The 14853-nt window shown below is 67.0% G+C and carries 9 protein-coding genes; 5 read left to right on the top strand and 4 right to left on the bottom strand.

The window, feature by feature from the left end; genetic code table 11:
- Positions 1–56 precede the first annotated feature (56 nt).
- From FOC40_RS10085 to FOC40_RS10105, 5 genes are all read left to right on the top strand, one after another.
- Positions 57–4103 carry a type VII secretion protein EccC gene (locus FOC40_RS10085; RefSeq protein ID WP_004565523.1) on the top strand — a complete coding sequence of 1349 codons (4047 nt, stop codon included), beginning with the start codon at positions 57–59 and terminating at the stop codon, positions 4101–4103.
- A 65-nt stretch (positions 4104–4168) separates the two neighbouring features.
- The gene (locus FOC40_RS10090) at positions 4169–4711 is read left to right on the top strand and encodes a hypothetical protein (protein WP_004565522.1); all 543 of its coding nucleotides are present in this window, start codon (positions 4169–4171) and stop codon (positions 4709–4711) included.
- 56 nt (positions 4712–4767) lie between these two features.
- On the top strand, positions 4768–5325 hold the full coding sequence (locus FOC40_RS10095; protein WP_004565521.1) for a hypothetical protein: 558 nt from the start codon (positions 4768–4770) through the stop codon (positions 5323–5325).
- Positions 5326–5358: 33 nt separating this feature from the next.
- Positions 5359–7011 (top strand): hypothetical protein, encoded by a 1653-nt coding sequence (locus FOC40_RS10100; RefSeq protein ID WP_155844149.1) that lies wholly within the window; start codon positions 5359–5361, stop codon positions 7009–7011.
- Positions 6990–8231, top strand: a complete 1242-nt coding sequence (locus tag FOC40_RS10105) for a S8 family peptidase (RefSeq protein WP_004565518.1) — start codon at positions 6990–6992, stop codon at positions 8229–8231. The genes FOC40_RS10100 and FOC40_RS10105 overlap by 22 nt, the downstream gene beginning before the upstream one ends.
- Before the next feature lie 80 nt (positions 8232–8311).
- Here the strand turns inward: FOC40_RS10105 and FOC40_RS10110 are convergent, their stop codons facing one another.
- The 4 genes from FOC40_RS10110 to FOC40_RS10125 form a co-directional block, all read right to left on the bottom strand.
- Complete coding sequence (locus FOC40_RS10110) at positions 8312–9526, bottom strand: S8 family peptidase (protein ID WP_004565517.1); 1215 nt, start codon at positions 9524–9526, stop codon at positions 8312–8314.
- A gap of 19 nt (positions 9527–9545) precedes the next feature.
- A complete protein-coding gene (locus tag FOC40_RS10115; RefSeq protein ID WP_155844150.1) occupies positions 9546–11063 on the bottom strand; it encodes a serine/threonine-protein kinase in 1518 nt (505 codons plus the stop codon).
- Positions 11063–13537, bottom strand: coding sequence for a transglutaminase-like domain-containing protein (locus FOC40_RS10120; RefSeq protein ID WP_004565514.1), 2475 nt, complete (start codon positions 13535–13537; stop codon positions 11063–11065). Before FOC40_RS10120 ends, FOC40_RS10115 begins: the two co-directional genes overlap by 1 nt.
- 77 nt (positions 13538–13614) lie before the next feature.
- Positions 13615–14850, bottom strand: coding sequence for a DUF58 domain-containing protein (locus FOC40_RS10125; protein ID WP_039929655.1), 1236 nt, complete (start codon positions 14848–14850; stop codon positions 13615–13617).
- Positions 14851–14853: the final 3 nt, after the last annotated feature.

The following is a 14853-nucleotide window of genomic DNA, read 5'->3' on the forward strand; positions in this document are numbered from 1 at the left end:
AGCTACACTGGGTGCAGTCGCATCGAACACGTACGCGCACAGCGCGAGGAGACCTGATGGTTACACGCAAGAAACGGCGGACTGCCGCGGTTCCGGAGCAGCCCTCCGGAACCCTAGCGATCCAGATGCCGCCGGAGAAGGCCGAGCCCGCATCGATCGGTAACGTCCTGATGATGGTCGTCCCGATGCTCGGTTCGACGGGCGTCATGGTCTTCATGGCCATGCAGAACCCCGACAATACGCGCTCGATGCTCATGGGCGGCGGCATGTTGGTCGCCATGCTGGGCATGGTCGGCTTCAACATGTACCGGCAGTTCTCCCAGTACCGCACGCGCGTGAAGACCCAGCGCCGCGAGTACCTCTCCTACCTGGCTGAGACGCGCGAGTCCGTGCGCAAGGTCGCAAAGAAGCAGCGCGCCTACTACAACTGGGTCTACCCCTCCCCCGACGCCCTCGTGACGCTGGCCGCCAACGGTTCGCGCCTGTGGTCGCGCGAGGGCAACACGTACAACCTGCTGACGTTCCGTTACGGCTCGGGCACCCAGCCCCTCGGCCTTATTTTCGAGCGTCCCCCGATCGACCCGATGACGGAGATGGACGTCGTGTGTCTGTCCGCCATGGACCGATTCATTGGTGTCCACGACCACACGGACAACGTCGGCAAGTTCCTCTACCTGGGCGACTTCAGCCACATCGAGGTGGTCGGCGACGGCGAGAGCGCCTACGACGAAATGCGCGCCATCATGATGCACCTGGCGTGCTTCATCGACCCCTCCAAGCTCAAGATCGCGGTCCTGTGTTCGGCCGATCGACTGGGCGACTGGGAGTGGGTCAAGTGGATGCCCCAGGCTCGTTCGTCCATCGTGCGCGACGCGGTGGGCCCGGGCCGCATGATCTCGACTGACCCGCGCGAGCTCGCCGAGATGATCGGCCCTGACATCGCGATGCGCGGCGCGTACCGCCCGGGTGATGACATGCCCGAGTGGCCCCACCTCCTCCTCGTGTTGGACGGGGCCGAGTTCCCGCCCAACTCCCCCTTCGGTTCGGCGGTGGGCGTGCGCGGTGTGACGATCATGTCCCGCGCCCGCGAGTGGACGCCCATGAAGTCGCACACCGCGCTGCGCCTCGTCATCCACCCCAACCCGGATCACAAGGGCGCGGACGTGGTCGACGTGGTCACCATGGACTCCCTGCCTGAGCAGGCGTTCGCCGACCGCCTCACCGCCGTTCAGGCCGAGGCCGTGGCCCGCCGCATGACGCCCTTCGCCACGCAGCAGAACCTGGAAGAGGCGGAGACGCCCGTGGGCCGTTCGGACGAGGCCCGCCAGATGGACCTCATGGAGCTCGTCGGCATCGGCGACATCCGAGACTTCGACCCCGAGAAGCAGTGGCGGCGCCGCGAAGGACGCGAGCGCCTCGCCGCCCCCTTCGCCGTCACGCCCGAGGGCCGCCCCGTGGTCCTGGACATTAAGGAATCCGCCCAGCAGGGTATGGGTCCGCACGGCCTCCTGATCGGCGCGACCGGCTCCGGTAAGTCCGAGGTGTTGCGTACCCTCGTGCTGGCCCTGGCGCTCACCCACTCTCCGGAGCAGCTGAACCTGGTTCTCGTCGACTTCAAGGGTGGCGCGACCTTCGCCGGCATGTCGGACCTGCCGCACGTGTCGGCCATGATCTCGAACCTGGAGTCGGAGCTCTCCCTCGTCGACCGTATGCAGGACGCCCTGCAGGGCGAGATGGTGCGCCGCCAGGAGGTCCTGCGTCAGGCGGGCAACTACGCGAACGTGTCCGACTACGAGGCGGATCGCCTCGCGGGCAAGCATCAGTTCCCGCCGCTGCCGGCCCTGTTCATCGTCCTGGACGAGTTCACGGAAATGCTGATGGCCAAGCCAGAGTTCGGCGAGGTCTTCATCATGATCGGCCGTCTGGGCCGATCCCTGTCGGTGCACCTGCTGCTCGCCTCGCAGAAGATGGATCTGGGTAAGGCGCGCGGCCTGGAGTCGCACCTGTCGTACCGCATTGCGCTGAAGACCTTCACGGAGAACGACTCTCGTGAGGTCCTGGGTATTCCCGACGCCGCGAAGCTCCCCCCGCTGCCAGGTTCGGGCTTCCTGAAGGCGGGCGGCGACGGCCTCGTTCGTTTCCGCGCGTCCTATGTGGCCGCTCCCCCGCCGGCGCGTACGCTCGCGTCGATTTCCGAGGCCTCGACGGCCGGCGCTCCGACCGCTCCGATCGAGATCCTGCCGTTCACGGTCGCTCCCGTCATCACTCGCGAGGACCTGGGCGAGGAGGAAGAGATCGACCAGAACCAGGAAGTCGTTCTGGCTGGCGACGAGGTCTGGGCGGACATGTCCGAGATGGACATCGCCGTGGCGAAGATGAAGGGCAAGGGTTACCCGGCGCACCAGGTGTGGCTGCCGCCGCTGGAGGTCCCGGATACCTTCGCGACCCTCATGCCCGACCTGCGCCCGGACCCGGAGCTCGGCTTCGTCTCGCGCGCGTGGCGCGAGTCCGGCACTCTGCGCGTGCCCCTGGGCACGGTCGACCTGCCGCTCGAGCAGCGTCGCGAGACCCTCGTTCTGGACCTGTCGGGCGCGGGCGGTAACTTCGCGCTGGTGGGTGGCCCGCAGACGGGTAAGTCGACGGCGCTGCGCACGATCGTGCAGGCCCTGTCGCTGACCTACACGCCGCAGGAAGTCCAGTTCTACGTCATGGACTTCGGTGGCGGCACGTTCGCCGGCTTTGCGGGCGCCCCGCACGTGGCGGGTATCGCGACGCGCGACACCGAGGAGGTGCGCACGCGCATGATCGCCGAGATCGCGGCGATCATGGACGACCGTGAGCGCTACTTCCGTCAGAACGGCATCGATTCGATGGACACCTACCGTCGCGGGCGCCTGGAAGGACGCTACGACGACGGCTACGGCGACGTGTTCCTGGTCATCGACGGCTGGGGCGCGCTGCGCAGCGAGTTCGACGGCCTGGACCGCCAGGTGACGACGATGATGAGCCGAGGCCTGTCGCTGGGCGTTCACCTCATCGTGTCGGCCGCCCGTTGGATGGATATCCGTTCGGAGGCGCAGGACATCTTCGGTTCGCGCCTGGAGCTGCACACGGCGAACCCGAAGGAGTCGATCGTTAACCGCGAGGGCGCCGCCCGTATTCCGAAGGGCCGCCCGGGTCGAGGCATCGACATGGTGGGCCACGAGATGATGATCGGTCTGCCCCGCGCCGACGACGATCCGGATCCGTCGACCGTGTCGCAGGGCGTGACGCGCACGGTGGCGAAGATCCGCGAGTCGCTGGTCCACGGCCCCGGTCCGAAGCTGCGCCTGCTGCCCGAGAATGTCACGGTCCCCGAGATCCTCACGCAGGTGCCGGATCAGCAGATCCTGCCGCGCGGCGGTGGCGACATGATCCTGGGCGTGGAGGAGTCCCGCCTCGGTCCGCTCCTGTTCAACACGCGCGCGGAGTCGCACCTGTACCTGTTCGGCGACGGCAAGACGGGCAAGACGACGTTCCTGCGCTCGATCATTTCCGAGGTCATGCGCCTGTACACGCCGGGCGAGGCGAAGATCCTCACGATCGACATGCGTCGCACCCTCATGGGCGCGGTTCCAAAGGAATACCAGCTGGGGTACCTGACGAACCACGCCGAGGCCATGAAGAAGATGCGCGAGCTCGCAGGGTACCTGCGCACGCGCTTGCCCGGTTCGGACGTGACGTCCGAGCAGATTCGCGACCGCAGCTGGTGGTCGGGTCCCGAGGCGTGGATCCTGGTCGACGACTACGACCTGGTCGCGACGACGTCGGGCAACCCGCTCATGGAGCTCATCGACCTGCTGCCGCAGGCGGCCGACATCGGCCTGCACGTGATCATCACCCGCCGTATGGGTGGCGCGTCGCGCGCGGCCTACGAGAAGGTCCTGCAGATGATGAATGACCTGGCGGTCACCGGTATCCTCCTGTCCGGCAACCCCAGCGAGGGCGCGATCATCAACGGTGTCAAGCCCAAGCGAGCGGTTCCGGGCCGCGCGCAGGTCGTCCACCGTGAGCTCGGTGTCGTCGCCGCCCAGCTGGTGAACACCCCACCCGCATCAATCTGACCGTTTATTGACACGGCGACCCCTTCGTCGCATATGATTGACCAGTCTGAAAGTAGGAGAAAAATATGTCCTCTCTCGTGTCCCGTCGCGCATGTGCGGCCACCTCGTCCCTGCTGCTCGCTGCCGTCGCACTGTCGGGCTGCTCCCTCTTCGGTGGGGGTGGCTCCAAGGCCACCGATATCAGCAAGCTGCCCAACATTCCCCAGGGGCAGAAGCAGCAGCTGGTCCAGCAGATGCAGTCCGCGTCTGGCGACCAGAAGAAGCAGATCGCCGAGAAGGCCGTCGCCCTGAACAACATGGTCGGCGCGCAGCTGGTGGGCGTGGAGCCCAGCCTGATTGCTTCCCAGCAGTTCAAGCTGGATCCCAAGGGCCAGACCGTGGTGAACAAGAACGACACGGTGTACCAGATGATGTCGGCCACCGACTTTTGGCGGCTGGGCAATGACACCTACGACCTGTGCGTGGAGCAGAACTGTGAGTACTACTCGTCCTGGACCGTGGACGTGGAGGGCTCCGGCTCTGACCTGACCTACGTGTGGACCCTCAAGATTGAGGGCTCCGACCAGCCCGACAAGCCGCTGGTCCGCCGCTTCAAGGTCGCCAAGTAAGCAACCGGGCGCATTGCAGCGCTCTTTCATCTTCCATCGATTTTAAGGAGCTACAAATGGCTGGAGAGTACCAGTCGGTTTCTGTTGACAGTGCGAAGCAGGAAGCGGCAGCCACTGAGGTTGTAAAGGGCTTTGATGCCATGACGGAGTCTGCTGAGGGAGCTTCTGCATTAGGAGCCGCTCAGAAGAGCATGTTTTGGGGGCATGAGACGGGTCCGCGTTCCGTGCAGGACAGCTCTACCGAAATGTTTAACGCAGTATCTGAGCTCCTGAAAAACGAAGCAGCCCTGATCAGCACGTTCGAGGCCGAGATCAATGCGGCGCTGTCGAGCTTTACGGGAACGGAGCACGAAAACAAAGCACAGATGGAGAAAATCAATCAGGCTCTCGACCGTGTCGCAAAGTCCGACGCTGCCGTGGCCCTGAAGGCATCGATCGGTCAGTTCTCAAAGGCTTTCGGCGTGTCCACCGCTTCGAGCGCGGCTGGTGCCCTGGTGGGTTCCCTGAGTGGAAAGCTACTCATGAACGGCGGACTTCCTCACGCGTCGAGCGGTGGATCCTCTGGGGGAGCAACTTCCCAAGCACCAACTCAGAACACACAGCCTACTGTCTGATTCATATTTCTGACTGTAGAAAGGACTTTATACATGGTTTCTTCACCAATGTACGAGCGCCTCAAGGTTTTCATGGAGGCTGCACGTTCCAACCGCGACTTGGACGCATGGGATACCGACCACAAGAAGACGCTGAAAGGCTTCGAGGAAGCAGCCGAGCGACTGAAGCGTTACAGCGACAATCAGGGTTTCCAGGGGCAGACTGCCGATGCGATGAACCAGTGGGTAGCTGAATCGCTTCACCGCATCAATATGGTCCGGTCGATCTACGAGGCAGGACACACGACCTACGAGGCCGGTCGATCCACGATGGCAACAGCGCTGAAGGAAGCTGAGATGATCTCTCCGACCCTTCTCGACTCCGCTACCGAGGCCATGCGCGACAACCCCGTCGTCATGGTTCCTAGCTCTTCCCCCGGAGGCGGCGTTTCTGTGCTGGGCAAGCGCTTCACGACCGGCGCCGCCTACGTGGACGCGGTCGAGGCACAGGCCAACGCGCAACGGGAGGCTGCCGCGCAGCGTGTCCTCTCGATGGTGAACGAGCGGACGAGCCACATCGCGGCGCTCATGAGGCAGCAGGCGCAGCTGAGCGAGCAAGTAAAGCAGCGTACTGATCACCCCGGCACGGTCGGTGGCGAAGTAGTTAAAGGGATATCACAGTGGTCATATTCAGAAGACCAGGGTTTCGGGCGCGCCGCTGACCGGAGCCCAAGCTCAGCGAACTACCCGGGTGGTTTCGCCCAGCCGTGGTGGAGCGAGGCGGACGCCGCCGCTGCCCAGAACCGTACCGTCGCATCGGGTGCCATCCCCACCCAGGAACCCGCCTATGGCGAGCTTGGGTCGCGGACAAACCCGATTACGGACCCCCAGGAGCTCATGGGCACGGACCTCCTCCACACCCCCGCGAACGGCACGGCGTACCGTAACGGGGTCGTCGGCGGGCACACCCCGGCTCCCCCGGCCGACGCACATCACCCGCTATGGCGCCTCAACGGAGGCGCGGCCTCCGACTCCGCCACGGCCGGCCGCCTCGGCGGCGCGGGTGTCCTCGGCGCGGGCGCGCTCGGCCTGCGCGGCGCAGCCCGCATGGGTTCGGGCAACCTCGGCGGGTCCGGTTCCCTCGGTGGATCCAGCGTCTTCGGCCGCTTCGGCGGATCCGGTGCGGGCGCGAACGGCCTCGGCGGGTCCGGTTCGGCCGGTGGCATGTCCGGCGCCGGTCGCATGGGCACTGCGGGCATGCGCGGCGTCACCGGCTCGACCAGCGGCCTGGGCGGCGCGGGCGCTGCCGGCCTCAAGGTCGGCTCCTACTCGGGTTCCGGCTTCGGCTCCTACACTCCCCCCGCAAATTCTGCGGGCGCTGGCGGCGCGAACGGTGCTGCCGGTTCCTCCGGCGTCACGGGTACCACGGGTGCAAACGGCGGCGGTGCTGCCGGCGCGGCTGGCGCTGCTGGCAAGGGCGGCGCGACGAGCGGCGGCTTCATGGGAGCCGGCGCAGGTGCGGGCGCAGGTGCTGGCAAGGACGACAAGAAGGGCCGTAAGAACCGTTACGTGGCCTTCAAGTTTGACGACGACGAGGACGAGCTGCCCGCTGGCTACGTGAACCCCCTGTCGCAGACCTCCGGCACCGACAAGGACATCACGCCGGCGAAGCGTAACGACGACGGATGGGACCCGCGCCAGTGGTGAGCATTCGTTCCAACGCCGCGCCCCGTTCTCCCTTCGGTTTTGTGGGGAAGGCGGGGCGCGCCGCGCGCGCCCTGACCACCGCCGCCTCCGCACTCACACTGGCAGCCGGGGCCCTCGCCCTGGCACCGGCCCCCACACACGCGGCAGACCCCATCACCACCCAGGAGTACTTCTCCTACTACCACCTGGACTCCGCACGGCAAAAGGGGTACACAGGTAAGGGCGTCACCATCGCGCTCATCGACGGCCCCGTGGATACCAGCGCCCCCGAACTGGCCGGCGCCACCATCACCGACAAGAGCCGCTGCACAATCGAGGCCTCGCCTGCGGAAGCACGTCACGGCACCGACATGGCGACCTTGCTCGTATCGCCCTATACGGGTGTTGCCCCCGACGCCACGCTGTACACCTACCAGACCGCCACCGCTGATGCTGTATCGTCAGGCACATGCAAGTCCAACGGACTACGTCTCGATACCATGGCTATCCTCATCAACCAGGCCATCGATGACGGTGCCCAGATCATCTCCATCTCGCAAAGCTCTGCAGAAAGAGATTCGGAACTTCAGTGGGCTCTCACCCGCGCGATGAGCGAAGGCGTCATCATCGTCGCATCCGCCGGCAACACGGCAAGCGACAACAGCATTGAGCAGCTGATCCGCTGGTCCGGCGTGGTCGGCGTGTCCGCCATCAACAGTGACGGCACGTTTGCGTCCTACTCCTCGTGGGGTAACGGTGTCGTGACCGCCGCGTTCGGCGGCCCCGTCAACACCGTCGACGCGAACACCGGAGCACCCACGACCGCCTCAGGTACGTCAAATTCGACTGCGCTAGTCTCAGGAATGCTCGCACTAGCACGCCAGAAGTGGCCCGACGCCACCACCAACCAAATCCTCCAGTCACTCGTACATTCAGGCTTGAACCCCAACCATGACTGGAATGAAAAGACCGGATATGGGGCTGCTGCTTTGGGCTCACTCGTGAACGATGATCCTTCGCAGTATCCGGATGAGAACCCAATCATCCAGAAGCCGGGTGGTTCCGAGCCCACGGCTGACAAGGTCGCCGACTACACCGATGGACTCATTAATCCCATTGAAACCACACTGCTTCCCGATTCCTACGTGTACCGCGGTGCCGACGATCAAGTCGTCATGTACCAGGCGGATCTGAAGACACCGCTCCACCTGGGAACGAGCCCCCGCTACCACCGGAAGTAGCCTCGGCAACCCGACACAGCGAAGCGCCCCTGCCACCCACCGTGAACTGCGTGTGGATGACAGGGGCGCTCCCCTATGCGTTACTTCTTCTTCGCGTTGCTCGCATTGCTCACGTGGAAGCGCGGGCTGGTCCCCAGGTGCGTCGGATAGCCGTGCTCGCGGCTCAAGGTGAGATGCTCATCGAAGCCCCGATACTGGTAGGAATCATCCGCGTTGATGCGCCTCGGATCCACGAGGCCATCCGCATAGTCCGCGATGTCCTGGCGGGTCGGTATGGACTCGTAGCCCTTGTTCATGAACGGGTTCTCGTCCGGGAACTGGGTTGGATTCGTCGTCAGCAGCACGTACGGATCCACCGCCCCGTACCCCGTGTACGGATTCCAGTACCCGCCGTTGCCGCCGATCCCCGTGCGGGCCAGGGCCTGCAGGAGCTGATTACCCGTCGCCTCGGGCCAGCTCTGCTTCGCCAACGCCAGGAAGGAGGCGATCGTCGGAGACGCGAACGACGTCCCCTGCCAATACCCGGTCTCCCACGTGATGCCACTCCTCGCGTAGGGACGCGACACGGACGCCGCCGACACGAAGTCCCCGTAGTTCGAATACGAGGTCAGCGACCCATCGGGATTCACCGAGGACGCTCCCACCACGCCGGTCATGCGCGCGAGCGACGTAGACGGGTTGTACTCCGACTCATTGCCCAGAGGGGCCACGACGGGCACCTTCTGCGTGATCGCGCGAGCCAACGCCCAGCGCATACTCTCAGTGTCGGCACTGTACGTCGACGACATCGTGATGATGTCCACCCCATCGTTGAGCGCCAGCTCGATGAGCACCGACGTCTCCGAGTAGCCGTGATCCCACCAACCAATCGCACAATCCCTGCTCGGCGTATCGCCTTTCAGAGACACCGTGTAGCGGTTGAGCCTCGCCTCAGGGGCGATCCCAAACTCCGGTGCTGAGACCATCTGGGCGATGACCGTGCCGTGCTCCCAGCTGTCCTCGCTAGACTCCACGTCGCAGCGGCTCATGTACTGGATGTTCGCGCCCTGCAGCTCCGGGATGTTCGTGTTAACCGGGCCGTCCAGCAGGCCGATTGTCACGCCCCTGCCCGTGTAACCCGATGCGTGGAGCTGCCCCAGGTAGTAGTAGGAGTAGTAGTCCTGCTCGTCCGACGTGATCGGCGCGCGCGAGGCCTGTGCCGGGGCTGCGGGGAACACGAGGGCCGCGCCGGCGAGCGCGCAGGCGACTCCTAGGCCTGCGCCGCGCCGCGCCAGGCGTGGCATCAGATGACTCATCAGCTGTCCTTTCGCTGCCCTACGGCACCGTCACGCACTGGGTGACCGGGGCGGACTCGCGGCCCGTGGAGGTCACGACGAGGCTCACGGTCAGACAGTTCTCGCCGCTCACCGCGGTCGTCGTCAGGCTGTTGCGGCGCATCGTCTCGGCGACCACAGCCTCGCCCGGTCGGGTGAGCACGTACTTGAACTCCAGCGCTCCGGGCTGGTACTGGCCCTGCTCGGGCACCTCCCAGCCCCAGCGGATCTCGTTGCCGTTCGGGGTGGCCGTCAAACCGGTCACGGCCTCGGGCGGGACCGCGCCCGCGTCGCCCTGATCGGAGTTGCTCACTGCCCCTGTGCTTGAGGAGGGGGTCGGCGTGGATCCGCCACCACCGCCTCCGCCCAGGTGGATACTGTGTCCACCGCCGGTGAGCATCGCGACGACCAGGCCGGCCGTCGCCAGCACCATCACGAGCGCGAGGACCGGCACCACCCACACGGGACGCTTCGACTCCCCCTCGACCAACCCGGTTCGGTTCGTCGTCGAGTTACCGGCCCACGCCTCGTTCGACGAGGCCTGGGGACCATCCGAGAAACTCCCGCGGCGGGTGCGCGTGCGCTCCGCGTCCAGGGCCGCCGCAGACGGGGATGACATAGCCGAGGCGGGCGCGCTCGAGGAGGCCACCACACTCAGCTTCATCTCCGTGACCGGGCGGTGCATCTCGCGTTCGACCGTCTGCAGCGCGTAGCCAAGGGCTGCCGCCGACCCGAAGCGCTGCTCCGGGTCCAGGCTCATCGCGCGGCGCACGATGGCCGTCACAGCGTCGGGCACGCCCGGGCGGTCAATGCGCGACACGCGGCCACGGGCGACGCGCTGGGCGACCGCGTGGGCCGAGTTGTCCCCGTCCTCCACCTCGAAGGGCGAGCGGCCCATGAGGAGCGTCCACAGGGTCGCGCCCAGTGCCCACACGTCCTGCGTCGGATGAGCGCGTGCCGTGCCCGCAATCTGTTCGGGCGGCGCCCACATCACCGAGAAGCCGTCGCGGCCGCCGCGCGGGTCCGCACCCACCGGCTCGGCCACGCCGAAGTCGGTGAGCACCGGCGACCCGTAGGCGTTGATCATGATGTTGCTGGGCTTAATGTCGCGGTGCACGTAGCCCGCGCGGTGCAGCATCTCAGCGCCGCCGCACATGCGGATCACCATCGACAGCGCGCGGTCCGTCGACATCGGGTTTGCGCGCACCTGATCGAGGATGTTCGCAACCGGGCAGTACTCCATCACCAGGTACGGGCGACCATCCGGCGTGCGCCCCGCGCCGTACAGCTGGGCCACCGCCGGGTGACCCGACACGAGAGCCATCACGTCGGCCTCACGTGCGATACCGGCCTCGCCGTCCGCCCCGCGATCCCTGCGCGCCACCTTGACGGCCACCTCACGGCTGGGCAGCTCCTGGCGGCACAGGAACACGTCCGCGAAACCACCCGAACCGAGTGGACGAATCCACTCGTAACCCGGCAGCGACGGCACCATTCCGACGCGAGCGTCGCTATCCATCAACGTTTCCCTTTCCTACGGCCCATGCGCTTGGCCAGCGAGCGACCGCCCTTGCGAGCGGCGTCAGCCTGACGGCGGGCGCGACGGCGCCAGCGCAGCGACTTCAGCGACAGCGCGTACCGCAGTCGCGCGAACAGCGACACCGAGGCCGCCCACTCGCGACGCAGCTCATCCACGTCGTTCCACGCCTGCTCCGCGTCCTCGGGGCGGGCACCACCGGCAGCGAAGTCCGCGACGTCCGCGCGTCGCGCCACGGTGACGGCCCGGGGAACCGCGCCCGAGAACAGCGACCAGCCGGGCACGCGTACGTCGGCAGCCGAGCGCTTGCGCGCCTTGCGGGCCTTGGCGTCCCCCTCCTCGTCGCTCTCGGACTTCTGAGGCGTCCACTGCGAGGCCAGCGCCCACGCGACCTCCTGGCGCGTCAGGTGCGGCTCGACGACGAGGCCGGAGTCGATCGCAGTATCCACGAGCTCGTCCCACGAGCCGCGCACCGACTCGGCGGCCTGCGCGCGGCGGCGGCTCTTACGGCGGCGAGACTTCGCCAGGAGCACCGCCAGGACCGGGCCCAGCAGCAGGAGGAGCAACACCGACACCGTGCCGATCGCCATCCACGGGATATGGACGCCGTTCGGATCGTGCGGATCCGTCGCCTGGTCGCGGGTCGCGGGCGGCAGCTCAACCGGCTGCTCGGGCGGCTCCGGGGGCTGCAGGACCTGCGGCTTGGGCACGGACTTGGGCTTGTTGACCTGCGTCGTGGGCTGCTGATCGCGCGGCGGAGTCGGGTCGAAGGTCGCCCAGCCCACGCCGGGGAACTCCACCTCGACCCACGCGTGCATGTCCGAACCCGTCAGGTCGACGCTGCCGGACGTGCCCTCACGGTAGGCGCCCATCACGACGCGGGCGTTGATGCCCTGCGAGTGCAGCATGAGGGCCATAAGGGTCGCGTACTGCTCGTCGTCGCCCACCAGCGCCTCGGCGCTGATCATGCGCTCGATGCGGTCCTGAGAGGAGCCGGGACGCGAATTGATCGTGTCCTCGTTGGAGTAGTAGCCATCCGTGTGCAGGAACTGCTCGATCGCGCGGGCCTTCTCCAGGTCCGAGCGCGCGGTCGACGTGTGATCCGCTGCCAGGGAGTCCACGTCCTTCGGGACGTTCGTGTCTCCCCCGGCGTAGCGCGCTGCGTTCACGCTGGCGAACTCCGAATCCGCGTGTTCGCGCGGCATCGTCGTACTCAGCGAGTAGCTCAGCTGGCCGGTCGGACCCGTTGTCAGGGCGGTATCCGCCCACAGGTCGTAGTTCAGGCCGTCCTGCTGCTCGGCCGCGTTGGGGGCGGAGGGTTCAAAACGCAGGACCGACACCTGGCCGATCGTGGGCACCCACGGTCCCAGCAGCTGCGAGGTCGACACCGAGGTCTGCACGCCCGCCGTATCGGCGCTGCGCCCCGGGATCGTGGACCCCACGCGGCGGTATCCGGCGGTGCCGTCAGCCGTGTTGGAGACACCCATGCCGAAGGTCGTCCCGTCGTACACGTCCATCGCGCCCAGGCGCACGCGCGCCTCCTTGGGCAGGTTGGACACGCGGATCAGGGATTCATCCTCGAGGTCCTTGTTGTAGTGGCGGTAACTGGACAGCGGCGAGGGGTACTGGCGCGCGTCCACGGGCGGCTCGACGACGTCGCGTCCGACGACGCGGTCCGAGGCCGTGGGGCCCAGCAGGGACGCCGCAGGGATCGCCGCAGCGACCATCACGCCCACCATGAGCGCGCCCATGCCCACGCGCCACCACACGTGCACGATCTGGCGCGAGGAACCGCCCATGGTCGTCGACGCGGTGGTCGCCGTAGAGGCCATACCAATGACGATGTCGGCGCCCAGTCGTGCGCGTCCGATCGCCGAGGCCCACGCCCACCACACGATGAGTCCCACCCACCACGCGATGACGAGGAGGGCGGACGGAGAGTGGCCCGACGGCCCCCACACGATCGCGATCACGCCAGCGAGGATCAGCGGCACCGATCCCCACATGGGGCGCCCGTAGCGCACCGTCACAACGCCCGCCGCGACCGAACACACGAGGCAAGCCATCCACGGCACCATCGCAGGCCCCACGTAGGAGCCGGCCGGCGGCGTCAGCGTGAGGAGGTCCTTCCAGGCCTCGACCGAACCGACGACGAGCGTCTGGACGGTCCGCGACGTCGGAACCACACCCCAGCGGGTCGTCTCGCGCAGCGCGGCAGGGCCGCCGAGGAGGAAGTGTGAGGCCACAACCGTCGCGACGATCGACAGCAGGTCCCAGCGCCACTTGGCGGCCGCCCACGCGACCACGAGGCCGACCACGACGCCCGCGAGTGCCGCGATCGCGCCCTGGCCACCACCGAAGACGGACTCGAACATGAGGATCGGACCGGAAAAGAGGACCCCGAGGACGAGCAGGGACCACGCGGGCATGGCGGCGCGGTAGATCGACCCGCCCATGGTGGTTTCCTGGGCGGCGGGGCGACGGGAGCGACGCGGCGGAGGTGCCGGACGCGAGGCGTTGCGAGCAGGAGTACTCACGCGTTCACCCCCCGCGACACGAGCATCGGCAGGTCTTCGAGGGAGGGGCAGTCGATGATGACGCCGCGCGTGATCTTGCGACGGCGACGCGCCCGGCCTGGGACCACGCGGATCACCGACACGATGACATCGACAGGAGCGATATTCGCCAGGCGAGCAGCCTCCTGGTCGTCCACGCCAGCGCCGACGACGATCGAGAGCACCGAGATCCCGCCGCGCTCCATGATGCAGCGGCGCACAATACCCGCGAACTCCGAGCGCGTCGACGTCTCCATCTCGGACAGCGCATCCAGCATCGCCATGGGCGAGCCCGTGGGGATCCACTCGTCCGCGGTGTGCATCGACACCGTGCGGGCCTCGCCCGAGCCGGCGAGCGCCAGCGACGCAGCAACCGACACGGCCGTCTCAAAGGAGCGTCGATCCCACGCATCCACGCGCGTATCCAGCAGCACCATGTGGTGCGAGCGGTGAGTCTCCTCGAACTGACGGACGATCAGGCGGCCAAAGCGCGCCGTCGACGGCCAGTGCACCGCGCGACGGTCGTCGCCCGGCTCGTAGTCACGCAGGGCGTGGAAGGACACGTCGGAGCTCGTCAGCTTCTCGCTGGCAACGCCCTCGACATCCATCTGCATGCCCGTCGCGTCAAAGGAGAAACGCACCGTCGGCGGGTGCACGTGCACGAGGATCGGGTCATCCCACGAACGCACGCGACGCAGCAGGCCCAGGCCGTCCATGCGCACGGTGCGCGCCGGGCCCACGTTGATGACGCCGCGGCGCTTCGTCATGACCGAGAAGGACTCGTTCCACGTGCCGTTTCCGCTGATCGGGGGCACGAGGAACTCGCCACTGCCTCGTCCGATCGTGACCTCCACGAGGGTCGAACCCGAGCGGCGCCCGGACTCGTTGACCACGCGGACGCGGCCCACCGCCACCTGGCCGGCGACGATGCGGTCGTTCTTCATGCGCAGGGTAACGGAGAGCGGGGACGGGGAGGCGACCGAGGCGACCGCGACCACGAGGGCCACCAGGCCCATGACGGCCACGATGAAGCCCTCCAGCCAGCCGAAGGCGAAGGCCGCGACGGTGCCCGCGAGCATCGCCACGATCACCGCCCACCCGACCGGGGTCAGCGCGCTCAGCCAGCGGGCGACGCCCTCGTAGCCGGGCAGCGCCTGCACGCGGGCGCTCAGGGCGCGCCACGCATTCTTCACAAGTCGACGTAGTTTCTTCACGGC

Source organism: Schaalia odontolytica, assembly GCF_009730335.1.
GTDB classification, from domain to species: Bacteria; Actinomycetota; Actinomycetes; order Actinomycetales; family Actinomycetaceae; genus Pauljensenia; species Pauljensenia dentiphila.

Coding starts and splice junctions, on each gene's coding strand:
- FOC40_RS10085 (WP_004565523.1), top strand. CDS start 57: ATGGTTACACGCAAGAAACGGCGGACTGCCGCGGTTCCGGAGCAGCCC.
- FOC40_RS10090 (WP_004565522.1), top strand. CDS start 4,169: ATGTCCTCTCTCGTGTCCCGTCGCGCATGTGCGGCCACCTCGTCCCTG.
- FOC40_RS10095 (WP_004565521.1), top strand. CDS start 4,768: ATGGCTGGAGAGTACCAGTCGGTTTCTGTTGACAGTGCGAAGCAGGAA.
- FOC40_RS10100 (WP_155844149.1), top strand. CDS start 5,359: ATGGTTTCTTCACCAATGTACGAGCGCCTCAAGGTTTTCATGGAGGCT.
- FOC40_RS10105 (WP_004565518.1), top strand. CDS start 6,990: ATGGGACCCGCGCCAGTGGTGAGCATTCGTTCCAACGCCGCGCCCCGT.
- FOC40_RS10110 (WP_004565517.1), bottom strand. CDS start 9,526: ATGAGTCATCTGATGCCACGCCTGGCGCGGCGCGGCGCAGGCCTAGGA.
- FOC40_RS10115 (WP_155844150.1), bottom strand. CDS start 11,063: ATGGATAGCGACGCTCGCGTCGGAATGGTGCCGTCGCTGCCGGGTTAC.
- FOC40_RS10120 (WP_004565514.1), bottom strand. CDS start 13,537: ATGGGCGGGTCGATCTACCGCGCCGCCATGCCCGCGTGGTCCCTGCTC.